At 41.0% G+C, this 25,770-nt stretch carries 28 protein-coding genes; 23 read left to right on the top strand and 5 right to left on the bottom strand.

Annotated elements, in window-relative coordinates:
• The first annotated feature begins 159 nt into the window (after positions 1-159).
• From G498_RS0103270 to G498_RS0103210, 12 genes are all read left to right on the top strand, one after another.
• On the top strand, positions 160-702 hold the full coding sequence (locus tag G498_RS0103270) for a DUF1599 domain-containing protein (protein WP_026979841.1): 543 nt from the start codon (positions 160-162) through the stop codon (positions 700-702).
• 6 nt (positions 703-708) lie between these two features.
• Positions 709-1,806 carry a BT_3928 family protein gene (locus G498_RS0103265; protein ID WP_026979840.1) on the top strand — a complete coding sequence of 366 codons (1,098 nt, stop codon included), beginning with the start codon at positions 709-711 and terminating at the stop codon, positions 1,804-1,806.
• Between the two features lie 14 nt (positions 1,807-1,820).
• Positions 1,821-2,330 carry a TlpA disulfide reductase family protein gene (locus G498_RS0103260; protein ID WP_026979839.1) on the top strand — a complete coding sequence of 170 codons (510 nt, stop codon included), beginning with the start codon at positions 1,821-1,823 and terminating at the stop codon, positions 2,328-2,330.
• Positions 2,330-3,082 carry a triose-phosphate isomerase gene (gene tpiA, locus G498_RS0103255; RefSeq protein ID WP_026979838.1) on the top strand — a complete coding sequence of 251 codons (753 nt, stop codon included), beginning with the start codon at positions 2,330-2,332 and terminating at the stop codon, positions 3,080-3,082. The genes G498_RS0103260 and tpiA overlap by 1 nt, the downstream gene beginning before the upstream one ends.
• A gap of 3 nt (positions 3,083-3,085) precedes the next feature.
• Entirely contained in the window at positions 3,086-3,841 is a 756-nt protein-coding gene (locus G498_RS0103250) for a Rossmann-like and DUF2520 domain-containing protein (RefSeq protein ID WP_026979837.1), read from the top strand.
• Positions 3,834-4,361, top strand: coding sequence for a KdsC family phosphatase (locus tag G498_RS0103245; protein WP_026979836.1), 528 nt, complete (start codon positions 3,834-3,836; stop codon positions 4,359-4,361). The genes G498_RS0103250 and G498_RS0103245 overlap by 8 nt, the downstream gene beginning before the upstream one ends.
• Positions 4,362-4,424: 63 nt before the next feature.
• A complete protein-coding gene (locus tag G498_RS0103240) occupies positions 4,425-5,348 on the top strand; it encodes a geranylgeranylglycerol-phosphate geranylgeranyltransferase (protein ID WP_081694200.1) in 924 nt (307 codons plus the stop codon).
• On the top strand, positions 5,341-5,925 hold the full coding sequence (locus G498_RS0103235) for a Maf-like protein (protein WP_026979834.1): 585 nt from the start codon (positions 5,341-5,343) through the stop codon (positions 5,923-5,925). The genes G498_RS0103240 and G498_RS0103235 overlap by 8 nt, the downstream gene beginning before the upstream one ends.
• 14 nt (positions 5,926-5,939) lie before the next feature.
• Positions 5,940-6,470, top strand: coding sequence for a mechanosensitive ion channel domain-containing protein (locus G498_RS0103230; RefSeq protein WP_026979833.1), 531 nt, complete (start codon positions 5,940-5,942; stop codon positions 6,468-6,470).
• A 142-nt stretch (positions 6,471-6,612) separates the two neighbouring features.
• Positions 6,613-7,215 carry a hypothetical protein gene (locus G498_RS0103225; RefSeq protein WP_026979832.1) on the top strand — a complete coding sequence of 201 codons (603 nt, stop codon included), beginning with the start codon at positions 6,613-6,615 and terminating at the stop codon, positions 7,213-7,215.
• Positions 7,115-9,832 (top strand): PIG-L family deacetylase, encoded by a 2,718-nt coding sequence (locus G498_RS0103220; protein WP_316928681.1) that lies wholly within the window; start codon positions 7,115-7,117, stop codon positions 9,830-9,832. Before G498_RS0103225 ends, G498_RS0103220 begins: the two co-directional genes overlap by 101 nt.
• A gap of 192 nt (positions 9,833-10,024) precedes the next feature.
• The gene (locus G498_RS0103210) at positions 10,025-11,734 is read left to right on the top strand and encodes a sodium:solute symporter (RefSeq protein WP_026979830.1); all 1,710 of its coding nucleotides are present in this window, start codon (positions 10,025-10,027) and stop codon (positions 11,732-11,734) included.
• Between the two features lie 40 nt (positions 11,735-11,774).
• On the opposite strand, the gene G498_RS0103205 is transcribed toward G498_RS0103210, so the two are convergent.
• Positions 11,775-12,623 (bottom strand): DUF2911 domain-containing protein, encoded by an 849-nt coding sequence (locus G498_RS0103205; RefSeq protein WP_026979829.1) that lies wholly within the window; start codon positions 12,621-12,623, stop codon positions 11,775-11,777.
• A gap of 225 nt (positions 12,624-12,848) precedes the next feature.
• Here G498_RS0103205 and G498_RS0103200 point away from each other — a divergent pair, with 225 nt between their 5' ends.
• Positions 12,849-14,135 (top strand): cryptochrome/photolyase family protein, encoded by a 1,287-nt coding sequence (locus G498_RS0103200; protein ID WP_026979828.1) that lies wholly within the window; start codon positions 12,849-12,851, stop codon positions 14,133-14,135.
• A gap of 27 nt (positions 14,136-14,162) precedes the next feature.
• Here the strand turns inward: G498_RS0103200 and G498_RS0103195 are convergent, their stop codons facing one another.
• Positions 14,163-14,819, bottom strand: coding sequence for an HAD family hydrolase (locus G498_RS0103195; RefSeq protein WP_026979827.1), 657 nt, complete (start codon positions 14,817-14,819; stop codon positions 14,163-14,165).
• A gap of 245 nt (positions 14,820-15,064) precedes the next feature.
• On the opposite strand from G498_RS0103195, the gene G498_RS0103190 reads away from it, so the two are divergent.
• The 4 genes from G498_RS0103190 to G498_RS0103175 all read left to right on the top strand — a co-directional run bounded on the left by G498_RS0103190 (position 15,065) and on the right by G498_RS0103175 (position 17,297).
• Entirely contained in the window at positions 15,065-15,607 is a 543-nt protein-coding gene (locus G498_RS0103190) for an RNA polymerase sigma factor (protein ID WP_026979826.1), read from the top strand.
• A 30-nt stretch (positions 15,608-15,637) separates the two neighbouring features.
• Positions 15,638-16,024 (top strand): hypothetical protein, encoded by a 387-nt coding sequence (locus tag G498_RS15320; protein WP_051269665.1) that lies wholly within the window; start codon positions 15,638-15,640, stop codon positions 16,022-16,024.
• Positions 16,021-16,470 carry a hypothetical protein gene (locus G498_RS0103180; RefSeq protein ID WP_026979825.1) on the top strand — a complete coding sequence of 150 codons (450 nt, stop codon included), beginning with the start codon at positions 16,021-16,023 and terminating at the stop codon, positions 16,468-16,470. The genes G498_RS15320 and G498_RS0103180 overlap by 4 nt, the downstream gene beginning before the upstream one ends.
• A gap of 206 nt (positions 16,471-16,676) precedes the next feature.
• Positions 16,677-17,297, top strand: a complete 621-nt coding sequence (locus G498_RS0103175; RefSeq protein ID WP_035743865.1) for a PAS domain-containing protein — start codon at positions 16,677-16,679, stop codon at positions 17,295-17,297.
• A gap of 42 nt (positions 17,298-17,339) precedes the next feature.
• Here the strand turns inward: G498_RS0103175 and G498_RS0103170 are convergent, their stop codons facing one another.
• Together G498_RS0103170 and G498_RS0103165 are read right to left on the bottom strand one after the other, a co-directional pair.
• On the bottom strand, positions 17,340-18,434 hold the full coding sequence (locus tag G498_RS0103170) for a WD40/YVTN/BNR-like repeat-containing protein (RefSeq protein ID WP_026979823.1): 1,095 nt from the start codon (positions 18,432-18,434) through the stop codon (positions 17,340-17,342).
• Between the two features lie 38 nt (positions 18,435-18,472).
• Positions 18,473-18,832 (bottom strand): DUF983 domain-containing protein, encoded by a 360-nt coding sequence (locus G498_RS0103165; RefSeq protein ID WP_026979822.1) that lies wholly within the window; start codon positions 18,830-18,832, stop codon positions 18,473-18,475.
• Between the two features lie 101 nt (positions 18,833-18,933).
• Here G498_RS0103165 and G498_RS0103160 point away from each other — a divergent pair, with 101 nt between their 5' ends.
• From G498_RS0103160 to G498_RS14590, 4 genes are read left to right on the top strand one after another with little or no spacing between them, the layout of a single operon-like run.
• Positions 18,934-19,809, top strand: a complete 876-nt coding sequence (locus tag G498_RS0103160) for a helix-turn-helix domain-containing protein (protein ID WP_026979821.1) — start codon at positions 18,934-18,936, stop codon at positions 19,807-19,809.
• A gap of 48 nt (positions 19,810-19,857) precedes the next feature.
• Positions 19,858-21,072, top strand: a complete 1,215-nt coding sequence (locus G498_RS0103155; protein WP_026979820.1) for an RsmB/NOP family class I SAM-dependent RNA methyltransferase — start codon at positions 19,858-19,860, stop codon at positions 21,070-21,072.
• Between the two features lie 16 nt (positions 21,073-21,088).
• Positions 21,089-22,204, top strand: a complete 1,116-nt coding sequence (locus G498_RS0103150) for an endonuclease (RefSeq protein WP_026979819.1) — start codon at positions 21,089-21,091, stop codon at positions 22,202-22,204.
• Positions 22,205-22,264: 60 nt separating this feature from the next.
• The gene (locus G498_RS14590) at positions 22,265-22,651 is read left to right on the top strand and encodes a hypothetical protein (RefSeq protein WP_051269662.1); all 387 of its coding nucleotides are present in this window, start codon (positions 22,265-22,267) and stop codon (positions 22,649-22,651) included.
• Between the two features lie 17 nt (positions 22,652-22,668).
• Here the strand turns inward: G498_RS14590 and rho are convergent, their stop codons facing one another.
• Positions 22,669-24,333, bottom strand: coding sequence for a transcription termination factor Rho (gene rho / locus G498_RS0103140; RefSeq protein WP_026979818.1), 1,665 nt, complete (start codon positions 24,331-24,333; stop codon positions 22,669-22,671).
• Between the two features lie 184 nt (positions 24,334-24,517).
• Here rho and G498_RS0103135 point away from each other — a divergent pair, with 184 nt between their 5' ends.
• Together G498_RS0103135 and G498_RS0103130 are read left to right on the top strand one after the other, a co-directional pair.
• Positions 24,518-24,928: a DUF4293 domain-containing protein gene (locus G498_RS0103135; protein ID WP_026979817.1), complete on the top strand. Its 411-nt coding sequence runs from the start codon at positions 24,518-24,520 to the stop codon at positions 24,926-24,928.
• A 162-nt stretch (positions 24,929-25,090) separates the two neighbouring features.
• Positions 25,091-25,756 carry a response regulator gene (locus tag G498_RS0103130; protein WP_026979816.1) on the top strand — a complete coding sequence of 222 codons (666 nt, stop codon included), beginning with the start codon at positions 25,091-25,093 and terminating at the stop codon, positions 25,754-25,756.
• Positions 25,757-25,770: the final 14 nt, after the last annotated feature.

Genomic DNA, 25,770 nt, shown 5'->3' with positions numbered 1-25,770 from the left:
GTTATGAATTCTAAACTGTGACATGCTTACTCCTTTTCCCTTTTCCCTTTTCCCTTTTCCCTTCTCCCTTCTCCCAATTCACGGTTCGCGCTTTATAAACTTTGAACTTCATTTGAATTTCTTTACATTTGAAAATTCAAGAACAAAGATAACCAGAAAATGAGTAACACCTCACAGGAATATGATAAAGTAATCGCCCATTGCCGCGATTTGTACAGCAAAAAAATGAAAGATTACGGAAGTGCCTGGCGTATTTTGCGACTGCCTTCCCTAACCGACCAGATATTCATCAAAGCTCAACGCATCCGAAGTTTACAGGAAAACGAAGTCCGAAAAATTGACGAAGACGAAACCGGAGAATTCATCGGCATCATCAACTATTGCATCATGGCGCTGATTCAGCTCGACCTGGGCGTGGCAGACCAACCGGATTTGGATTGGGAAACCGCCGTTCGCTTATACGACGAAAAAGTATTGCTTACCAAAACCCTGATGGAAGCCAAAAACCACGATTACGGCGAGGCGTGGCGCGATATGCGCGTAAGTTCGTTAACCGATTTGATTCTTCAGAAACTGCTGCGTGTAAAACAGATAGAAGACAACAAAGGAAAAACGCTGGTTTCCGAAGGCATTGACGCAAATTACCAGGACATGATTAATTATTCGGTATTTGCACTTATTTTAATGGGATTTTCAAAATAATTTAAAATGAAATATTTAGTACACATATCAAGGTTTATAGTTGGTGTTTTATTCATCATTTCGGGACTGATTAAACTTAACGACCCAACCGGATTTTCCTTTAAACTGGAGGAATATTTCTCAGAAGGCGTACTAAACATGCCGGCTTTGGTATCTTACGCCTTAGCCATCGCTTTGTTTGTGGTTATTTTTGAAGTGGTTTTGGGTGTGGCTCTATTAATCGGCTTCAAACCGAAATGGACGATTTGGAGTTTGTTGTTGATGATTGTATTCTTCACTTTCCTCACCTTCTATTCCGCTTATTTTAACAAAGTTACCGATTGCGGATGTTTCGGAGATGCCTTAAAACTTACGCCTTGGCAATCGTTCTACAAAGATTTGGCTTTATTGGTGTTCATTCTGATTTTATTCTTCGGACAGAAATACATTCAACCGCTTTTCAAGCCGATGGTTGGAGCTTTGACGGTTTTCGTTTCGTATTCTTTATGCCTTTTCATGGGCTATTGGGTACTGAACCACTTGCCGCTGAAAGACTTCAGAGCCTATAAAATCGGAACCAACATCCAGAAAGGCATGGAATTTCCGGAAGGTGCGCCGCGTTCGGTTTACGAGATGAATTTCGTGTACAAAGTAAACGGCAAAGAGCAGAATTTCGGCGAAAAAGATTTGATGAGCTTACCCGAAGGTGCGGAATTTGTACGCCGTGAGGACAAACTGATTTCACAGGGTTATGTGCCGCCTATCCACGATTTCACCATTGAACTGGACGGTCAGGATTTTACCGAAGAAATGTTGAACGAACCAAAAGTAATTCTGCTGATTTCGTATGACCTGAAAAAGGCAAAAGCAGACGGCTTGGCAAAATTGGAAGATTTCTCTAAAAAAGCACAGGCCAAGGGTTACAAAGTTTTGGGAATGACCGCTTCTCCGATTGAAGATATTGCCAAATTCCGCAAAGAAAACGGCATTACCTTCGATTATTATTTCTGTGACGCCACAACGCTGAAAACCATTGAAAGAGCCAATCCGAGCATTGTTGTCCTTCACAAAGGCACTATTGTGGATAAGAAACACTGGAACGATATTGAGGATGTAAAACTCTAAAAAAACAACGCCCTATGAAAAAATTGTTTTTATTTATTGTGTCTGCCGTGGCAGCATTTGCAATATATTCGTATACTGATAAAAAAGACGAAACGAGCTTCAAAAAAGAAGCCCTTGAAAATTTAATGGTTACTACCGAAGGTAACTCGATTGCTTTTAAAGATATTCTTAAAAAATATGAGGGCAAAACCATTGTAATCGACGTTTGGGCTTCGTGGTGTTCCGATTGTATTAAAGGAATGCCGAAAGTAAAAGCACTTCAGAAAAATTACCCGAATGCCACTTACCTGTTCCTTTCAATGGACAAAACCAAAGAAGCGTGGTTAAAAGGCATTGAAAAATACGAGGTAAACGGCGAACACTATATGGCAACGGACGGCATGAAAGGCATCTTCGGAAAAGCCATCAGTCTGGACTGGATACCTCGCTACATGATTGTGGATAAAACCGGAAAAATCGCCCTGTACAAAGCCATCGAAGCAGATGACGAAAAATTAATCGAGACTTTAAAAACACTACAATAATGAGACACAATATCGTTGCCGGAAACTGGAAAATGAACAAAAATGCAGGGGAAACTGCGCAATTGTTATCGGATATTCTCAACCAGTTGCCTTCCGGAAAAGAAGTGGAAATTCTGGTTGCGCCTTCTTTTGTGAATTTATCGCAGGCCGTTCACATTTTGGAACACACCAATATCGGGGTGGCGGCGCAAAACATGCATCAGGCGGAAGGCGGCGCTTTTACCGGCGAAATTTCTGCGGATATGCTTACTTCTGTGGGGGTTCACAACGTAATCTTAGGTCATTCCGAAAGACGTCATTATTTTAAAGAAACCGATGCGCTTTTGGCCAACAAAGTAGATACGGCTCTAAAACACGAAATGCGCATTATTTTCTGTATTGGCGAAGAACTGAAAGACCGTCAGAACAAACAGCATTTTAATGTGGTAGACAATCAGTTACGCGACGGGCTGTTCCACCTGGGAGCGAACGCCTGGGTAAACATCGTTCTGGCGTACGAACCCGTTTGGGCTATCGGAACAGGAGAAACCGCAACCCCGGAGCAGGCACAGGAAATGCACCATTATATCCGCGAAACGATTCGTCATCAATACGGAGAAGCGGTTTCCGAAAATGTATCCATTCTTTACGGCGGAAGCGTTAAACCGGACAACGCCAAAGAGATTTTCTCCCAACCGGATGTAGACGGCGGTTTAATTGGCGGTGCCGCTTTAAAAGCAGAAGATTTTGTAGCTATTGTAGATGCGTTTTAATTTATGATTACCCTCAACATCATCGGTTCGGGCAACGTGGCTCAGCATCTGATTTCGGTTTTTCAACAAACGGAAAACGTAGTGCTGCAGCAAATCTTTGCCCGCAAAAGGGAAGCTGTTTCTCATTTGGTTGCCGATGCTGAGATTGTAACGAATTTCAACGATTTAAAACCGGCCAACGTCACCATTATTTCCGTTACCGACGGAGCCATCGCGGAAGTTTCAAACGCTTTGCCCTATGAAAACCAACTGGTGGTACACACCTCCGGAAGCATGGGTTTTGAAACGTTAAGCAATAAGAACCGTAAAGGCGTTTTCTATCCGTTGCAGACCTTTTCGAAAGCTAAGGCGGTTAATTTTAAAGAAATTCCGATTTGTCTGGAAACGGAAAAAGAGGAAGATTTTGCCTTGCTGGAACGTTTGGCCCAATCCATATCGGATAAAGTATTCAAAATCGGTGCGGCGCAACGACAAAGTTTGCACGTTGCGGCAGTCTTTTCGTGTAATTTCGTGAATCATCTGTATCAATTAGGTCATGAAATCTGTGAAGAACACAACGTCCCGTTCGACATTTTATTCCCGCTGATTGACGAAACGGCCGATAAAATCAAGACACTTTCCCCAAAAGAAGCGCAAACCGGTCCGGCCATCCGCCACGACCAGAAAACCATTGAAAAACATCTTGCTTTCCTCGACGACGAGAACAAAAAGGCAATTTACAGGCTACTAACCCAATCCATACAAAAGAATAATGGCTAAGAGTTATAAAGAAATCATGAACGACATCACTACTTTCGTTTTCGACGTAGACGGTGTCCTTACCGACGGAACGGTACACATCACACCGACCGGAGAAATGTTGCGCGAAATGCACATCCGCGACGGTTATGCAATGAAAGCCGCAGTAGAAAACGGCTATACGGTTTGTATTATTTCCGGCGGCAGCAATGAAGGCGTTCGGATCCGTTTACGCAATTTAGGGATTACCGACATCCATTTGGGCGTTCACGATAAAGTGGAAACGTTCAAAGAATTCACCGATATCTATAACATCAAACCCGAACAGGTATTGTACATGGGCGACGATATTCCGGATTATCACGTGATGCAGTTGGTGGGTTTACCGACCTGTCCGCAGGATGCTTCACCGGAAATAAAAGGCATCAGCACCTATGTTTCACACAAAAACGGCGGAAAAGGCGCGGTTCGCGATGTGATTGAACAAGTGATGAAAGTTCAGGGCAAATGGATGGAACATTTCGACGCGAAGTACGATTAATTTTCAGTCGCAATTTACTTTTTCAGAAATCAAAAAACTAAAATTCAGTCTTCAGTATAAACCATGAAATTCTTAAAACTGATTCGTTTTCAAAATTTAATCATGCTGGCTTTAATGCAGCTGGTTTTCCATTTTGTCTTTTTCAAAAACCAATCGGACTTGCTTTTGGCGCTGTCGGATTGGCAATTTGTACTGTTAGTGGTGGCAACGGTTTGCATCGCCGCCGCCGGATACGTTATCAACAACATTATGGATCAGGAAACCGACTCGGTGGCAAAGCCAAACGAGGTCGTTGTGGGGAAACACCTTTCGGAAAGCCTGGCGTATAACCTTTACATCGGGTTAAACATTGTTGGCGTTGGGATTGGTTTCTACCTGTCAAATCTGATTGGCAAACCAATGTTTTCCTCGGTCTTCATTATTGTGGCCGCCACCTTATACCTGTACGCCACCAGTTTTAAACAAACCCTGTTGATTGGGAATATCATTGTGGCTTTGTTATTGGGTTTAAGCGTTATCATTGTAGGGGTATTCGATTTATTTCCGGTAACATTCGACGAAAACCGCATCCAAATGGCGGTTTATTTCAGTATTCTGACGGATTATGCTCTTTTCGCGTTTGTCCTCAATTTTATCCGCGAAATTGTAAAAGACATTGAAGATATGGACGGTGATTACAACGCTGGCATGAACACACTTCCCATCGTTTTGGGCAAAGAGCGAACCGCTAAAATTGTTTTTTTCCTGACACTGGTTCCCATTGCTTTGTTGTTGCTTTACATCAACAAGAATCTTTTGACTCTGGAATGGGTGATGTATTACCTGCTTTTGTTTGTGACCGCGCCGCTTTTGTACTTTCTTATCAAAATCTGGTCGGCAAAAACAAAAAAGGATTTCAACCATTTAAGCCTGATTTTAAAACTGGTTCTGCTTTTCGGAATCCTTTCCATAGTGGTCATCACCGTAAACATGAAACTGAATGCTTAAGGAAAAATTAAAAGGCTATCGCATTATTTTAGCCTCGGGTTCACCGCGTCGTCAGCAGTATCTTAAAGAACTGGATCTGGTTTTTGAAATCCGGTTAAAAGAGGTAGAAGAAATCTACGACGAAAACCTGAAAGCCGAAGCCATTACCAATTATTTAGCTGAACTCAAAGCCAACGCTTTTTTAGGGGAATTAACCCAAAAAGACATACTGATTACCAGCGACACCATTGTCTGGCACGAAGAAAAGGCGCTGGGAAAACCGAAAGATTACAGCGATGCGTTTCAGATGCTGCAATCGTTATCCGGAAAAGCGCACGAAGTGATTACGTCGGTTTGTATTTGTACCAAAACCAAAAAAGATACTTTTTTTGAAGTGACCAAAGTAACGTTCAACAGTCTTTCGGAAGAAGAAATCCGTTATTATCTTGACAACTATCAGCCTTTCGATAAAGCGGGTTCTTACGGCATTCAGGAATGGATCGGATTGGTTGCCATCGCGGGAATTCAGGGTTCTTATGCCAATGTAGTCGGACTTCCGGTTGATAAAGTTTACCAACATTTGCTTACATTTGTATAGTAAACTTCTGTAAAATGTTTGACAATCATTTTTTTTTCGAAATTGTTGCCACTACCATTACCATAATTTTCTTTATTCTGGCGCGCTTTTTTACGGCTAAAATCATCAGACGGTTTGCAGAAGTTTCCGAAACCATAGACCATCGTCGTACCAACCTCGTTATCAAATACATTCACATACTCATCGGAATGCTTACGGTGATTATATTGTTTACGATTTGGGGTATTAAAGCCGAACATGTAGTTCTTTTTGCTTCTTCCATTTCTGCGTTTATTGGCGTGGCCTTGTTTGCACAATGGTCGATTCTGAGCAATATTACAGCCGGGATTATCCTGTTTTTCAACTTTCCGTTTAAAATTGGCGATGTCATCCTGATTCACGACAAAGATTTCCCGGTAGAAGGTGAAATTATCGATATTACAGCCTTTCATGCTTTACTCAAAACCAAAAACGGAGAGCGCGTTACCTATCCGAACAACCTTTTAATTCAAAAAGGAATCACCATCATACAGCAAAACAGCGACGAAAGGGAATTCACAGATTAATTTCAAAGCTTCTAAAACTCCTTGTTTTACAACCCATTACAACGTTTTCATATATTATTTTTTTACTTGAACCACACTTTGGCACGGTAGTTGGATTTATTCTGCTACCAAACGACCATAGGTTTAATTAAAAATAAAAATTATGAAAGCTATCAGATTATTATTCGCAGGATTGTTTTTAATAACACTAAGCTCACAGGCACAAGTTTCCGTTAACGTAAATATTGGAACACCGCCAGCTTGGGGCCCGGTTGGCTATACAGAAGTACGTTATTATTATATTCCGGATATTGAAGTGTATTACGATGTACCTTCGGCAATGTTCATATATTTCCACAACGGTGGCTGGGTTAGAACAACTTACCTGCCTTACCGATACAGACATTATGATTTATACGGTGCCTACAAAGTTTGTTTAGATGATTACGGTCCAAACCCTTACATCCATTACAAAATACACAAAGTAAAATACCACCACGGCTACAGAGGACCTGCACAAAGAACCATTGGCCCAAGACCTCATGTGGTATACAACGGCCCAAGTGGCGGATATTACAGAGAGCAGCACAGGGATCATGATAACGACAGAAATTATTACAGACAGGAAAACAGAAGAAGCGACAGAGACAACAATAATTACCGAAATGAGTTTCGTGGCGGGCGGGAAAAAGGAAATGGCAAAGGTCATGAGCCTGGACGCGGTCACGGAAACGGAAATGGAAGAGGAAACGGAAAACGAGGATAATTCCCCTCTCCCAACCTTAAAAGGCAAAGGCTTGAACGTCTTTGCCTTTTTTAATTTACTGTTAATTATTCAGCCGAAACAGACAATTTCCTTATATTTGAAAATCAGGAATAATACCACATTTATGAAGAAGCTTGGCTTACTCTTTTCTATTTTTACACTACTGTTTATTACCAACCTTACATTTGCACAACAGCCTCAGAAATGGAGTGCTTCCGATATTTACCATCAGATTGAAAAACTGAATTTTTTAGGTTCCGTTTTATATGTTGCCGCGCATCCGGATGATGAGAATACGAAACTCATCTCCTATTTTGCCAATGAAACCAAGGCGAGAACCGCTTACTTATCGCTAACCAGAGGGGACGGCGGTCAGAACCTCATCGGAACGGAAAGAAAAGAAATGTTAGGTGTATTGCGTACCCAGGAATTGTTGGCCGCCCGAAGAATTGACGGCGGTGAACAGCTGTTTTCCAGAGCTTACGATTTCGGTTATTCCAAAGAGCCTAACGAAACCTTTGCCATTTGGGGAAAAGAACAGGTTTTACACGACGTTGTTTTGGCCATCCGAAAATTCAAACCGGACGTCATCATTAACCGATTTAACCACCGGACTCCCGGAACCACACACGGTCATCACACCGCATCGGCCATGTTAAGCATGGAAGCTTTCGATTTAAGTGCCGATAAAAACAGCTATCCCAATCAACTGAAGGAATTCGGGCTATGGCAACCCAAACGCATTTTCTTCAATACCTCGTGGTGGTTTTACGGAAGCGAAGAAAATTTTAAAAAAGCCGACAAAACCAATTTATTTTCAATAAACACAGGTGTTTTCTTTCCGCTGAAAGGAAAAAGCAACGGTGAAATTGCCGCGCTGAGCAGAAGTCAGCATCAGTGTCAGGGCTTCGGGACTACCGGAACCCGCGGCGATGAAATTGAATATCTTGAATTTTTAAAAGGCGATATGCCGAAAGAGAAAGCCAATCTTTTTGAAGGCATCAATACTACCTGGACACGGGTTAAAGGCGGTGAAGCCATCGGTAAAATCCTGACGGACATCCAAAACCATTTCAACTTTAACAATCCGTCGGTACATTTACCCAAACTTGCAGAAGCCTACCATCTGATTTCTGAATTGGAAGACTCGCATTGGCGCGACATTAAAAAGAAAGAACTGGAACAAATCATTATGGCCAGCTGCGGTTTGTATCTTGAAGCGGTTGCTGCCCAGCAGAATACGACTCCGGGCAGTGAAATCGGCATTAAACTGGAAGCGGTAAACCGAAGCATACAGGACGTTGAAATCCTTTCCGTTGAATATTTAGGCCAACCGCTAATCAACCCGATGGCGCTGGAAAACAACAAGGTTTATAAAAACGAAGCGACTATCAGAATACCTTCAGACACGCCTTATACCACGCCTTATTGGTTAAATGAAAGAGAAAATCCCGGCTTGTTTTCCGTGAACGATTTACGCCAGATCGGGAAACCGGAATCGGATAAAGTTCAATTGCACTGGAAACTGAAAATCTGTGAAGTTACCTTCGACTTTACAAAAGACATCGTTTACAAATTCAATGATAATGCAAAAGGCGAAACCTATCAGCCGTTTGATATTCTGCCGGAAGTGACCACCGAAATTGTAAACAACGTGCGGCTTTTCACCGGAAAACAAAAGCAGCAGGTGGCGGTTAAAGTGCGTTCCGGAAAAGATAACGCAAAAGGACACCTACTTTTAGATTTACCGGCCGACTGGAAAGTAACTCCGACGGCCATCCCGTTTGAATTAGACAAAAAAGGAACCGAAAAAACCGTAACGTTTGAGGTAACGCCGCCTTCCTACGAAACGGAAGCCATCGTAAAAAGCTTTGCCGTAATCGACGGTAAAAAGTTAGACAAAAAACTAATCACGATCGACTACAGTCATATTCCGCTGCAGAAAATCCTGATGCCATCCGAAGCGCGGTTTAACAAAGTTGTCATCCAAACCCGCGGAAAAAACATCGGCTATATCATGGGTGCCGGCGATGAAGTACCGGAAAATTTACGGCAGATGGATTATAATGTAACCCTGCTTTCCCCTGAAAAAATAACACCGGAAAACTTAAAACAATTTGATGCGCTTATCCTCGGTATACGAGCTTTTAATGTGGTGGAGGAATTGAAATTTAAACAAAACACCTTATTCGATTATGTGCAGAACGGCGGTACCATGATTGTGCAATACAACACCAGCAGTAATCTGGTCACCAAAAACGTGGCACCTTTCGACCTGCAGCTTTCCAACGACCGTGTAACACAGGAAGATGCTGCCATAACCTTTTTAAATCCAAAGCATAAAGTACTAAGTTTTCCGAATAAAATCACCGAGCAGGATTTTGATTGCTGGACGCAGGAACAGGGTTTGTACTATCCTAAAAGCTGGGCAAAGGAATTCACCCCGATTATTGCTTCGAGTGATAAAGGTGAAGAACCTAAAAACGGCGCATTGCTAATCGCAAAATACGGAAAAGGGCATTATATTTATACCGGTCTGAGTTTCTTCAGACAATTACCGGAAGGTGTACCGGGAGCGTATCGCATTATGGCGAATCTGATTGCTGCCGGAAAGTAAAGAGAATAGAAGCAAGAGTCAGGAAACAAGAAACGATTTAAAAACGTATATGACTTACATGTTTAAAAAATTAAACCGTAACCTATGAAAGAACAGGAATTTAAGTGGAAAAAAAGTTATACGGTGGTGTTACTGCTCAATGCTTTCTATATTTTACTGTTCTATTTTTTAATGCAAATGTACGCTTAAGCCATGCAGTATATCGATTGGATTGTACTTTCCGTAACCCTTTTATTCATCGTTATTTACGGTTCTTTAAAAACCAAAGGCAGTAAAAACGTTGAAGAATATATACTGGGCAACAACGAAACACCTTGGTGGACTGTCGGGCTTTCCGTTATGGCTACACAGGCCAGCGCCATTACATTTCTATCTACACCGGGACAGGCCTACCACGACGGAATGGGTTTTGTACAATTCTATTTCGGATTGCCGATTGCCATGGTAGTCATCTGTATCACTTTTATCCCGATTTACCACAAATTAAAAGTCTTTACGGCCTACGAATATCTCGAGCAGCGTTTCGACGTAAAAACCCGTTCGTTAGCCTCCGTCTTATTTTTAGTGCAGCGTGGTTTGGGAACCGGTCTGACAATTTATGCACCCTCCATTATACTGTCAGCCTTATTGGGATGGAATTTAACCCTGTTGAATATAGTAATCGGAATACTGGTTATCATCTACACTTTTTCAGGCGGAACCAAAGCGGTGAATGTTACCCAGAAACAGCAGATGTTTGTAATCATGACGGGAATGTTTATCACCTTCTTTCTGATTTTAAGCTATTTGCCGGAAGAATTGAGTTTCAGCAACGCCTTGGGAATTGCCGGCGCTAACGACAAAATGAACATCGTCGATTTTTCTTTTAATCCCGAAACCCGGTACACGTTCTGGAGCGGAATTACCGGAGGTTTCTTCCTGGCACTCTCCTATTTCGGAACCGATCAGTCGCAGGTTGGTCGTTATCTTACCGGGAAATCAGTTCGGGAAAGCCAAATGGGATTGATTATGAACGGAATTCTGAAAGTGCCGATGCAGTTTTTCATCTTACTTACCGGTGTGATGGTTTTTGTTTTCTTTCAGTTTCATTCTTCACCCTTGCATTTCAATCCTACGAACAACAAACTGGTAAAAAATTCCGTCTATAAAGCAGATTTCGAAGAACTGGAAAGACAACTGGAAGCGGTTCAGGCAGAAAAAAAAGAAATCAGTATGCTGTATGTCGGACAATTGAATCAGGATTATGATAACCCGATTTTACAGCAAAAAATGGTTTCCCTTGCCGGAAAGGAAAAAGACTTACGCGAACAGGCCAAAGACATCATTTACAAAGTCGACAAAAAAACCGAAACCAACGACAAAGACTATGTCTTCCTGCATTTCATTTTAAATTACCTGCCAACCGGATTGATTGGTTTGCTGCTTGCCGTTATCTTTTCGGCGGCCATGTCGTCTTCGGCTTCCGGTTTGAGTGCCTTGGCAACCACCACATCCATCGATATTTACAAGAGAAATCTAAAAGCGGATAAATCGGAAAAACACTTTGTAAACGCCACGAAATTCTTCACGTTGGTTTGGGGAATTATTGCAATATTGTTTGCCTGTATCGGAACGCTGTTTGAAAATCTCATTCAGTTGGTAAATATTATCGGCTCCATTTTTTACGGAACGGTTTTAGGGATTTTCCTGGTAGCTTTTTATATCAAATATGTAAAAGCAAAAGCCGTTTTCTGGAGTGCCGTAATCAGCCAGCTGACAATTTTTGTTATCTATTACTATGCGATTCACCTTCCGGAAAGCGGTGATGAAAAGTTAAGTTATTTGTGGCTGAATTTCATTGGCGCCTTACTTACTACCGTATTAGCGGTGGGCTTCCAGATGATTTTCAAAACCAAAGAATAAAAAAGGCTGTCAGTTTTGACAGCCTTTTTTAGGTAATTCCTTATTTCTTAGACCATTCTGCAATGGAATCTTTGTTCATCTTAACATAATCCTGATTGTTTGCTTTTTCAGCACTTGCCAAAGATAGTTTTGCTGTTTCAATAGCTCCGGCTTTATCGCCGTTTTTAGCTTGTACCAACGATTTCAAACGCAGAAACCAAAATGGTGTTTCGGTACCTTTCATATCACAGGCTTTGTTTACCCATACCTGAGCTTTTTTCATATCGCCGTTAGACTGATATAGATATTGTGCAGCAGAAAAATAATCGTTTGCACTTGGTCCTGCCAAAGTAGCCTCGATACTCTTCATGGCCACTTTCTGCGTAGGTACTTCAAACCTAACCGGAATTAATGTTTTTTCCCATGAAATTTCAAGGTTCGCATAATCGTTATCAACATTGTTGATTCCGATTGTAAACGTTTCCACCTTTCTTCCTAAAGTTTCCGGCTTAACCACCGTACGCAACGCAACAGCCGCTTCATCCCACTTTTCCGGAAGTCCCCAGTTATCAGTATTGTTATAGAAGATTACTTCCCAACTGTCTGCTTTTGGCAAAGTGTATAAGGCGTATTTACCTTTTTTCAGCAATTTCCCGTCGATAGTAACATCTTCACTGAAAGCAATGGTTGTATTGGCATTAGCCCCCGTTCTCCATAATTTGCCGTAAGGAACCAATTCGCCGAAAACAGTTCTGCCTTTTGCTCCGGGACGAGAATATTCTATTTCAACATTGGTTAAACCAACGGTTTGTTCCACTTTAGAACTAGGACTCGCCTGTGGCGTCTTTACCTGAGCTTGTACTGTTGTTAAAGCAAACAATAAAGCTGCAGAAAGAATTACTTTTTTCATACTGTTTAAAATCTTGATTTATGTTTTTACGAATTTAAAAAAAAATGCCGCCAAAAATGTTAACGTTATTGTAAAAACATACTACTTTTGTTGTGTCTTCCGTCCTCAATTTCCACATTTTATAAATTCAGCTGAGTATTATTTTACTTAATTTTAAACCACCAATATCCGAAAGTGCTGACAACAGAAATTAACAGAACTCTTGGTAAATAAAAACAGTAATTTATGGTAGTATTCTGGTTTCGGAGGGATTTGCGTCTGGAAGACAACACAGCTCTTTTCCACGCTTTAAACAGCAACGAAGTCGTACTTCCTGTTTTTATATTTGACGAAAACATCCTGTCTCAACTGGAAAAAAACGATGCCCGTGTTACTTTCATTCACAGGCAATTGGAAAAAATTCAGTCGATACTGAAACCGTCGGGAAAATCTTTAGCTGTTTTTTACGGTTCTCCTGTTGCTGTTTTCAAAAAGATAATCTCAGAAAACACGATTTCCGCCGTGTATACCAATCACGATTACGAACCGGCAGCCAGAAAACGGGATACGGCAGTAAATCAGCTTTTGAAGGCACATCAGATCGAATTTAAAACCTGCAAAGACCAAGTTATTTTTGAGAAAAAAGAGGTGGTTAAAGACGACGGAACGCCTTATGTGGTTTTTACCCCTTATGCTAAAAAATGGAAAGAACGATTCAGCACAACCACACTGATTACTTATCCTTCAGAAGCTTTGCTTTCGAATATTGCCGTTCACACCTATCCTTTCTTAAACCTAAAAGACATAGGTTTTGAAAAATCGGACATCGAACCAAAACTGTTTGATGTTTCCGAAAAACTTATTTCGAATTACGAAGAAACCCGAAATTTTCCGGCTGTTGAAGGCACTTCGATGTTAAGCGTTTATCTACGGTTCGGAACGGTTTCCATCCGAAAACTGATTTTGGAAGTTCAAAAGATTTCAAACGAAACCTTTCTTAACGAACTTATCTGGCGGGAGTTTTTCATGCAGATTTTATGGCATTTTCCGCATACGGTGAACCGAAGTTTCAAAGAAAAATACGATGCCATACCATGGAGCAATGATGAAGCGTTGTTTCAGAAATGGTGCGAAGGCAAAACCGGCTATCCGCTTGTCGATGCCGGCATGCGCGAACTCAACGCAACCGGTTACCTGCACAACCGCGTACGCATGATAACCGCAAGTTTTTTATGCAAACATTTGCTGATTGACTGGCGCTGGGGCGAAACGTACTTTGCCCAAAAACTGCTGGATTACGAACAATCAAGCAATGTGGGCAACTGGCAATGGGCGGCCGGAAGCGGTGTGGATGCAGCACCTTATTTCCGGATTTTTAACCCGACAGAACAAATCAAAAAGTTTGACAAAGAACTGAACTACATCAAAAAATGGGTGCCGGAACTGGAAACTCCGCACTATCCGAAACCTATAGTTGAGCATAATGAAGCCCGTAAAAAATGTTTACTGGTTTATAAGAGTGCTGTTGGGTAAAGATTCTACTCCTTTGGAGGGGAAAGCTTAAACCAGACGTTTTATTTTCTCAAAATCAATCTCCTCAAAATCGTGGATCAGATAATCTGCGAGTGATAAATCCTGATGTTTGGAATTGTCGCTGTGATACCCTATACAGTAAATATCAGCAGCTTTGGCGGCTTTTACACCGTTGGTACTGTCTTCGATTACGATACAGTGTTCTTTTGGTGCTACAGACAGCGAAGCCGCGTGCAGAAAAATAGCCGGATCGGGTTTGGATTTCGGGAAATCTTCGCCGCTTACCGTATGGGTAAAATATTGGTACAAATCGAAACGGGTAAACACGCGGTTAATGGTACTTTTGGATGCAGAAGATGCCAAAATAAGCTGCATGCCGTTTTCGTGCAGGTTTTTGATGAGTTTATGAACACCTTCAATTAATTCCAGATCGGGTTTGGTGTCGAAAGCTTCGTTGAATAAATGGCGTTTTCTTAAAATAAGTTCCTCGACATCGTGATTCAGGTTGAAGGTATCTTTTATTCTCTGGAAAACATTTCGGGTGGAATTTCCGGTGAAGGAAGCGTAAAGCTGTTCGGAAACTTCGATGCCTAATTCGTTGAAATGCTGATAATAGGCGTATTTGTGAACGGGTTCGGTATCGACAATTACACCGTCCATGTCGAAAATTACGGTTTTAATCATTGTAATGTGTGTTGTTGCGCGCAAAGGTACAAAGTTGGAACGTTTTTTATGTTAACAAATACAAAAATGGTTTCCTCTTTAGCCCTGATGGGAGCGGCACCGCGTAAAGCGGACAGCAGGATTTACGTTTCCTGACACAAAATGACCCTTCGCTCCTAACCTTACCATACATAACTTCTCACTTTTCACTTCCCGCAATTAAACCATTTCCCTTATCTTTAGTCCAACAATCAAATTGATTTCACTTGCAGGACGAAAAAGCTTTTATCGCCGAGTTACTCCACCCAAAAACGCAACAGGAAGCGTTTCGGAAACTGGTGCGCGACTATCAGCGGCCGTTGTACAACCATATCCGGAATATAGTACTGAACCATGACGACACGGACGATGTGCTGCAGAATACATTTGTGAAAGTGTTTCAGAACCTGAAAAATTTTAAAGGCGAAAGCAAGTTGTTTTCCTGGATATACCGGATTGCTACCAACGAAGCGATAACGTTTATCAACCAACGGGCCAAAAAACAAGGGATTTCCAGCGAAGAAGTTCAGGAGAAAATGATTAACAGTTTGCAGGCCGATGTGGATTATGACGGTGATGAAATTCAGCTGAAATTGCAAAAAGCGGTGGCCATGTTACCTGAAAAACAGCAATTAGTGTTCAAGATGAAGTATTTTGAGGAAATGAAATACGAAGATATGTCTGAAATTCTGGAAACTTCGGTGGGCGCATTGAAAGCCTCTTATTTTCACGCGGTGAAGAAGATTGAAGATTTTTTACAAACGAATTAAACCTTTTGACTTTACTTTTGTCTTATGAGTATGAACAAGTTTGATTTACATAACGATCCGAAAATCGAAACCGGATTTAAAATTCCCGAGAACTATTTCGAGCGTTTTGAAAACCGGCTGATGCAACAGCTTCCGGAAAAAGAAGTGCGTGTGGTGTCGTTATGGAAAAAGAGAACCCGTTGGATTTCAGCAGTTGCAGCGGTTTTTGTACTTGGTTTCGGATTGTGGTTGTTCAATACCAATCGAAATGCTGAAACAGAAACCGGAGCAGAACTTTATCTGGCGTATCAAAATGATATTACCACCGAAGATATTGCCGCGCTTTTAACCGATGAGGATATCGCCAGTCTTGAAAACGATTTAGCGCTTTACAGCAGCGAATCGGAAACTTATGTTAATGAATATTTAGAACAATGATGAAAAAAATAGTAACCCTGCTTTTATTGGCACTTTCGGTTAGCCTTTTTGCGCAGGACCGAAAACAAGAACGTATTGAACGCATCAAAGCGCTGAAAGTAGCCTATATCTCCGACCGATTGGATTTAAAACCCGAGGAAGCGGAAAAATTCTGGCCGGTGTACAATCAGTTTGAGGAGCGTCAGTACGAACTGCACAAACAGAAACGACAGCTGATGTTTAAACTGAAACCGGAAAACACCAAAGATTTATCCGATAAGGAAACCGCCACTTTAATGGAACAGGACAATCAGTTGGAAACGGAAATCCAGAACAACAAGAAAAAACTGGTGAAGGATTTACAGGGCATCATTCCAAACCAAAAAATACTGATGCTGAAACAGTTGGAAATCGAATTCAAACACAAGCTGTTGGAACAGATGAAAAACCATAAAAGACGACGTTAAAAAAGGAGCATTTTGCTCCTTTTTTGTTAAATAAAACTTTCACATCATTGCTGCCGTGCCATTTTGGTCAAATAGCTCAAAAACCTTTACAAACAGGGGCTTTTATTAAAAAAACAAAGTAACTACAACCTGATTTTTATCATAAAATCGCACAAAAAAATCCCGGTACTTTGCTCTTGATAACGAATTAAAAAATTATTTTAAAAATGGAAGTATTTGAAAGACCTGTACCTATCGACAAAGAAGTTTCCTGGGACAAAACCAAAACCATTATGAGTAAAACAGACCGTTTTGGTACCATCGAATATGCTAACGAAGTTTTTATTGACGTGTCGGGCTATGAAGATTACGAATTAATGTCGCAACCGCACAACATCATCCGTCACCCGGATATGCCGAAAGTAATTTTTAAAGTACTTTGGGACAATCTGAAAAAAGGAAACAATTTTCACGCGATTGTAAAGAATCTGGCGAAATCCGGCCGTTATTATTGGGTAATTACAGATTTTGATATCTCTAAAGACGAAAAAGGCAACATTGTCAATTACTTCGCGCGCCGTAAAGCGGTTCCGCAGGAAGTGATTACCAAACATATTGAACCGTTATACAAACGATTGCTCCAGATTGAAAACGCCAGCGGAATGGAAGCCAGCGAAAAATACCTGATCGGTTATCTGGAAGAACAAAATAAAAACTATGTGGAATTCATCATGGAAATCATGAGTGAACATGAAAAATCCGTAGAACTTCAAAATGCGGCCGCAGCAGCCACAGCAGAAGTAAAAACAGAAGACAAAAAAGGATTTTTTTCTAAGTTTTTTGGTTAGTTAAGTGTTAAGTTAAGAAGGGCTGGTTTTTACCGGCCTTTTTTATTTGAACTTTAATCGGAGTATCTTTTTATTACCAGCTGCAATGGCAGTTTTCGCATCCACAAAACGGATCGTAAACAAATCTTTGTAGTCCGCAATTTTGCGCCAGGTTTTACCCTGATCGTAGGAATAGTAAACTCCCGAAGCGCCAACAGTTAGTAACTCATTTCCGTTGCTTCCCGGAACAAATTGCACGCAGGAACCATAACCGTACCCTTCATTTTCACCAACTTTATTCCAGGTTTTACCGCCGTCATGCGTGATGATTTTATTCCCGAAATTTTGCTGTGGTTTTTCATAATCGCCGCCGGTGGCAAAACCGAGGGTTTCATCGTAAAAATCGGCAGAGAACATTCCGGTCATGGCGCTTCCCTGAACAATCGGGGTTTCAATTGCCTGCCATGATTTTCCTTTGTCTTCCGAATAAAACACTCTTGATTTTTTCCCTCCGGAAACTACCCAGGTCTTTTCGCCTTTGATAATGATGTTGGTGTTACTGGCAGCGAAGAAAGCTTCGCCTTCCGCTAATTTGGGTAAATTGTCACAAGAAATTTTCGTCCAGGTTTCGCCGCCGTCTCTTGTGATTAGTAACGAAAAACAATCATCCGTCGGATCGCCAACGGCCATGCCTTCTTTATCGTTCCAGAAACTGATGGCATCGTAAAATACTTTTTCGCCTTTTTCTTCATACACCAGTTGCGTTTCTTTTCCGTCTTTTGAAATGCGGTATAAAAGTCCCGGATTGGCAATGCTCAGCACAAAAATATTGTCTTTGGTTTGGGCCATGCTCCGGAATTCCAATTTCAATGTATCTCTTTGAATATTCCCTACGAAACGTTTGTTGTCTTTTAAAGAAATACAACCGTAATTCCCGTTGTTCGCGGCATACCAAACCTTATCATTATCAATTGTTAAGGCCCGGATACTTAGTTTTTCGGACAGTAACGTATCGATTACAACTTCTGTAAAGCTTGGGGCTAAAAGAGGCGTTGGCTGAACATCCGATGCAACAGAAGTATCTGATTTTCCCATAAACGATTTCAGGTTACAGGAAAAACATAAAAAAGCACAAAGTAAAACAACAACGCTTCTCATTTTGAATGCATTTAGAGAAGCTAAAGTACGAATTTGCTTTATATGTTTTTGTCTTTTCCGTCAAGCATGTAGATCCAGAGCATACGCGAAAAACGGAAATTGAAGGTACTCATCACAATGGACAGTATCCCGATTAACACCACAATGGTCAGATAACTGTCGATGAATAGGTTGGCAATCAGAAAGAAAACAATCATTTCGGCCACTGCCACGACATAACTTACGAACATCGAACCGAAGAAATAACCCGGCTCTTTTTCAAATTTATGGTGACAATGCGAACAGTTGGCATTCATTTTCGGCAATCGCAGAAGAAAGATATTTCCTTTTTCCGCAAACACTTTTCCCTTCTCACATTTCGGACATTTTTCCCCCAGAATATTGAATAACACTGACATAGTATATTTTTTCAACAAATTTCGGTAGTTTTTGGCATTACATTGCTTAACTATTTACGCAAATATTTGTACTTTTAGGACATTTATTTACCTTCTGTCCTATGAAAAGTTTTACGGTTTTAGATATTCAGCAGTTTGAATCGGTTAAGAAAAAGAAAGAGTTCTACGCAAATACGGTAGAAAACCATATCGTTACAGCCCATAAAAATATTCACAAACCACATAAGCACAATTTTTTCCTAACTGTACTTTTCACACACGGAAGCGGTATTCACGAAATTGACTTCATCAAATACGACATTCAGCCCGGAACACTTTTCTTCCTGAACCCGGGACAAATGCACCATTGGGAATTGTCCGAGGATATTCGCGGGTTTATCTTTTTTCACACCCAATCCTTTTATGATTTGCATTATGCCAAAAAAAGAGTGCATACGTTCCCGTTTTTTTACAGCGTGCAGAATGCACCGGTTTTGTATTTAAAAGAAAATCAGGCGGATTATTTTCAGAACTTGTTCCGTCAAATCTATGCGGAAAACCAATCGGAAGCCCTTTTTAAAACGCCGAAAATCATTTCGTTAATGGATTTGATTTACATTGAAAGTACGCGCTTGTATATTGAAAAAAACGATTCGGAAGTTATTACACAAAACACGTATTCCACAACTTTTCAAAAACTGGAAGAACTGATTGAAGCACAATATAAAACCGAAAAATCACCCTCCAAATACGCCGACTGGCTGAACATTTCCGCCAAACACCTCAACCGGATTACACAAAACATGGTGGGCAAAACCACAACCGACATGATACTGGAACGTGTTTTTTTAGAAGCCAAACGGGAACTCATCAGCCGGCAGTTTACGTTCAGTGAGATTGCAACCGATCTGGGTTACGACGATTACGCTTATTTTTCAAGGCTTTTCAAGAAAAAATGTGGTGAAACACCTTCTGAATTTATAAAACGCTACAAATAAGCTATTGCCAAATAATTTACTATCTTTGCGGGCTTATTTTTTTACACAATGAGATTACACCGTAATTTAGTTTTTACCGTTATCGATTCGCTTATGGCGATTTTCAACGAAGGACAGTATGCCGATAAAGTTGTGGCGATAGCGCTGAAGAAAGACAAACGCTGGGGAAGTCACGACCGGAAATTCGTGGCCGAAACCATCTACGAAATCGTTCGCTGGAAACGATTATACGCCGAAATTGCCGAAGTAAAAGAACCATTCGACCGGGACAACATCTGGAGAATGTTCGCTGTTTGGGCCGTTTTACGCGGTTATACCTTACCCGACTGGAAATACTTCGAAAACACACCGGCAAGAAAAATCAAAGGCCGTTTTGATGAATTGTCAAAAATCAGAAAGTTCCGTGAATCGATTCCGGACTGGATGGACGAGTTGGGTGTAAAAGAATTAGGCGAAGAACTGTGGAACAAAGAAATTGCGGCACAGAACGAGCAGGCAAAAGTTATTTTACGCGTGAACCGTCTTAAAACCACAAAAGAAAAATTGCGTGCGATTTTGATGGATTTAAACATCGAAACCGAATTCGATTCAAAATATGAAGACGCTTTAATTCTTAAAGAAAGAGCCAACGTATTTTTAACGCAGGCTTTCAAAGACGGCTTGTTTGAAGTGCAGGACGCTTCTTCACAATTGGTTGCTCCATTCCTTGAAGTAAAACCGGGAATGCGCGTGGTCGATACTTGTGCCGGAGCCGGCGGAAAAACTTTGCACATGGCTTCCTTAATGGAAAACAAAGGCCAGTTAATCGCCATGGATTTGTACGAAAGTAAACTGAATCAGTTGAAACTGAGAGCCCGAAGAAACGGCGTTCACAACATTGAACCGCGTGTTATCGAAGGTACCAAAACCATAAAAAAACTACACGAAAAAGCCGACCGCGTTTTAATTGATGCACCTTGCAGCGGTTTAGGTGTTTTAAAACGAAACCCGGACAGCAAATGGAAACTGCAGCCGGAATTTATCGAAAACATTAAAAAAGTTCAGGCGGAAGTTTTAGAGAATTATTCCAAAATTGTAAAACCGGGCGGTAAAATGGTTTATGCCACTTGCTCTGTCTTACCATCTGAAAATCAGGAACAAATTAAGAAATTCTTAAATACTGAAAGCGGAAAAAACTTTACCTTTGTTAAGGATGTTAAGGTTTTAGCCTCGGAGTCAGGATTTGACGGATTTTACATGGCCCTACTCGAAAGAAAAATGTAACCCAAATAACTAGATTATGAAAAAAATTTACACAATATTTTCAATATTGAGCGTTGTTGTCGGCTTTGCTCAGATTCCTGCCGGATATTATAATACAGCAACCGGAACCGGTTATACGCTTAAAACGCAGCTAAAAAAAATCATTGATGATGTTAATGACGGTATTCCTTCAGAACATTTAGCAATTGACCGCACTTACGCCGGTTTATACGTTACCTACACAACTTCCGATATTGATTTATACTATGAAAACAACGGCACTATGTTGGATATGTATACCGAAAACCCAACCGGGCCGGACAACTGCGAATATACCTATGGCGTAAATCAGGATGACGGAACCGGCGGTACTTCGGAGTGTCAGAAATACAATCGCGAGCACATTATTCCGCAATCGGTTTTCAGCGCTGCCACGCCAATGTACTCGGATGCACATTTCGTTGTTCCTTCGGATAAATATGTAAATGCACAACGAGGAGATTTTCCTTTCGGAAGAACAGCTGCACCTACCAATACATATTCCAACGGATCCAGAAGAGGCCCCAATTTAAATTCCGGTTATTCTGCCGGTTACAGCGGTACTATCTTTGAACCAATCAACGAGTTTAAAGGCGATATTGCCCGAATGATTTTATATTTCGCTACCCGTTATGAAGACAATGTGGCAAGTTGGTCCTACCCCATGTTTAACGGAACCAGTACTCAGGTTTTCACCAATACCCATCTTGAGATTTTAAAGCAATGGCACCTCCTGGATCCGGTAAGTCAAAGAGAAATCGACCGAAACAATGCTATTTTTGCCCGTCAGAACAACCGAAACCCGTTTATTGATCATCCGGAATGGGTTGAAGTAATTTGGGGACCGACATTAGGCACCGATTCTTTTGAAGCAACAGCCAACATTTCCATCTACCCTAACCCAACGTCAAACAACCTAATCAACATTAGTTCCGACGTGGAATTAAACGAAATTGAACTGATTAGTATTAACGGGCAAATCGTTCAGAAAATCAGCAGGCCAAACAGTATTCAGAATGTTTATAGGCTGGAAAACTTACCACAAGGGTTCTACTTTGTGAAATTATCTTCTGCAGACAATCAAACAGTTACTAAAAAGATATTGGTAAATTAAAATTCCAAAACCTCATAAAAAAATCCGCCAAATTGGCGGATTTTTTTATTTCTTTACGTTATGAAACGTTTGGCCAACACCGGCATTTTACTTTCCTCCCTTTTCGGTTATATGGAATGGGGAAACAATCAGCATTCCTTTCTCTTCGAAATTGAGTGCGATTTGCTTTTCGGCGACAAAAGTCTGCTTCAGACCATTACCCATCCGATTGTGTTAGCGAGTGTAAGCGGCCAACTCCTGATTTTGTATTGCGCCTTTAAATCCAACAGTTCCAAAAAGCTTAATCTTTTGGGATTACTTTTGTTAGGCATTCTGATGCTTTTGATTTTACTCGCCGGACTTTTATCCGCAAACATAAAAATGATTGTTTCTGTCCTTCCGTTTCTGGTTTTTGGCATTCTTCTGATGGCAGCCATAAAAAAAGAGAGGCGAAAAACCTCTCTTTAAATATCTTATTCTTTCTCTTAATCGTTCATCGAAATCAGGAACTCTTCGTTGTTTCGGGTTTTCTTGAATCGGTCGTTGATGAATTCCATCGCTTCTACCGGGTTCATATCTGCCAGGTATTTACGCATGATCCACATACGCTGAATCGTGTTTTCATCCAGTAACAAATCGTCGCGACGCGTGCTGGAAGATGTCAAATCGATAGCCGGGAAAATACGGCGGTTGGCAATTTTTCTGTCCAACTGCAATTCCATGTTACCCGTTCCTTTGAATTCCTCGAAGATAACCTCATCCATTTTAGAACCGGTTTCCGTCAAGGCTGTTGCGATGATACTTAACGAACCTCCGTTTTCAATATTACGGGCCGCTCCGAAGAAACGTTTTGGTTTTTGTAAGGCATTCGCATCCACACCACCACTCAATACTTTTCCGGATGCCGGCTGAACCGTGTTATACGCTCGCGCCAAACGCGTAATGGAATCTAACAAAATCACCACGTCGTGACCGCATTCCACCAGGCGTTTTGCTTTCTCTAAAACGATATTGGCCACTTTTACGTGACGTTCTGCCGGTTCGTCGAAAGTGGAAGCGATTACTTCTCCTCTAACGCTGCGTTGCATATCGGTTACCTCTTCCGGACGTTCGTCAATCAATAAAACGATTAAGTAGACTTCCGGATGATTGGCGGCAATGGTGTTGGCGATATCTTTCAGTAACATCGTTTTACCGGTTTTCGGCTGGGCTACAATCATACCGCGCTGTCCTTTCCCGATTGGGGAAAACAAGTCGATAATTCGTGTGGAAATCGTGCTCTGACGTTCTGCCAGTCTGAATTTTTCTTCCGGGAATAACGGTGTTAAATGTTCAAACGAGATTCTGTCGCGAACTACTTGCGGATCGTGCCCGTTGATTTTCAATACTTTTACCAGCGGGAAATATTTTTCACCTTCTTTTGGCGGACGCACCACGCCTTTTACGGTATCACCGGTTTTCAGTCCGAACAGACGGATTTGCGATTGCGATAAATAAATATCATCCGGCGAAGCTAAATAGTTGTAATCGGAAGAACGCAAAAATCCGTAACCGTCGGGCATCATTTCCAAAACGCCTTCGCTTTCAATAATTCCGTCGAACTCATAATCGGGTTCTCTGAAATTCTGCTTTTTGTTTTTCTGGTTTGGATTTTGGTTAGGATTCTGGTTCTGTTGGTTTTGAACCGGAGCTGGTATTTCAGCTTTTTCAGTTGCAGGTTCTTCTGCAATTTCTGTATTCTGGAGACGAGGCTGAAAATTCGGATTGTTTTCTTTGCTGAAACGCTGTTGCTTTTGCTGAAATTCTTTCTTCTTAGTGAACGACTCGCGTTTCTGCTCTTTTCCTGCTTCTTTTTCGGCAGTTGGTTCGGCTGTTGAAACTTCTTTTGTTGCTGGAGCCTGAACTGTTTTTTCGGCTTCTGCCTTTGGAGCAATGCGTGCCCGTTTTGATTTTTCCTGTTTTACTTCCGGAGCTGTTGCTGGAGCCGGTTTTGCAGGTTCGATAACATCCGGATTGGCGGCCTGAAGGTCTAAAATCTGATAAATAAGTTCTTCTTTTTTAAGATAGCGGTATTTGTTGATTTTAGCCACCTTGGCAATCTCCTGAAGCTCCGGCAGCTTCATTTCTTTTAACACATCAATATCAAACATGTATGTTCTGTGAGTTTAATTAGTCGTAATGGTAGAAAAAACTTGTAGTGATTTTTTTTTGATTTGAAACAATCGTAGAATGAAGTACTTACGATTTTGTACTGCAATAATACGAATTTATTTTAACAAACAATAGCATTTTTCCGAAAAAGAACACTATTTTTGCGGGACAATAATACCGGAAATGATTCAACGAATTCAGACAGTTTATCTTTTTCTTGCTTTTATTTGCATGGGAGTTCTGCCGTTTGTTTTTCCGTTATGGAAAGATGCGGCCGGAAAGGATTTTTATTTTATGATGAATACGGCATACGCTACCTTGTTTGGATTAAGCATGACGTTGTCGCTGGTTAGCATTTTCGGATACAAAAAAAGACAAAATCAGTTTGTGATGAACAGACTGAACATGATATTAAACGTTATATTACTAGGATTATTTGTGTATCGTTCGCTAAATCTATCCGGAGAAACCCAGGTTTCAGAGAAGGGTATTGGGATGTTTCTTCCTATTGTTTCTATCGTTTTGCTGGTATTAGCCAATAAAGCCATCAAGAAGGACGAAGATCTCGTAAAATCTGTGGACCGATTACGATAAACCTATCATCTTAGTTTATTAGTGCGCGAAGAAAATCCGAATCGTAACTGGTTCGGATTTTTTTATTTTCAAAATCACTAAATTTAGGGATATAAAATCACTAAAAACAGTGAAGAAATCTAGAATTATTTGTTATATATTTGAAACAAACAGATTTCCTGAATGACTGAAAAAATACGCATCTATTTAGCAGACGACCATCAGGTACTTATTGACGGTCTGATTGCAGTACTTACAACCAATAAATCTTTTGAAGTGGTGGGCTTCTCGCTTACCGGAGAAAATCTGTACGACAAAGTTACCGCAAAAAATGCCGATATTCTTATTATGGACATTAACATGCCGGAGAAAGACGGCATCGAAGTACTGAAAGAATTTAACGAAAAAGGCTATACGTGCCAAGTGATTGTTTTTTCCAGTTATGATGATATCAAATTCATTAAGGAAGTACTTCAGCTCGGTGCGAAAGGCTATCTTACCAAACAATCTGCAGGGGAACATCTTGTGGAAGCCATCACAACGGTTTACAATGGAGAGGAATTTTACTCGAAAACGGTTCGGGAGAAAATCTTCAAGTCGTTTGCCGGACGTGAAAAAGAAAACGACGGCATTGATGTAGAAGAAGTACTGCAATCGATAACCGAACGCGAAATGGAAATTCTGGAGCTTATTTCCCTGGAATACAGCGGAAAAGAAATAAGCGACGCCCTTTTCATCAGCACCAACACCGTGGAAACCCACCGCAAAAACCTGATGAAGAAATTAAACGTAAAAACCACTATAGGCTTAATAAAATTTGCCTATAAATATAACCTTCTTAAAAACTAAATTCAAACCTAAAA

It is taken from the genome of Flavobacterium suncheonense GH29-5 = DSM 17707 (assembly GCF_000430025.1).
GTDB lineage: Bacteria > Bacteroidota > Bacteroidia > Flavobacteriales > Flavobacteriaceae > Flavobacterium > Flavobacterium suncheonense.
This window is presented reverse-complemented; position numbering and strand designations above follow the sequence as displayed.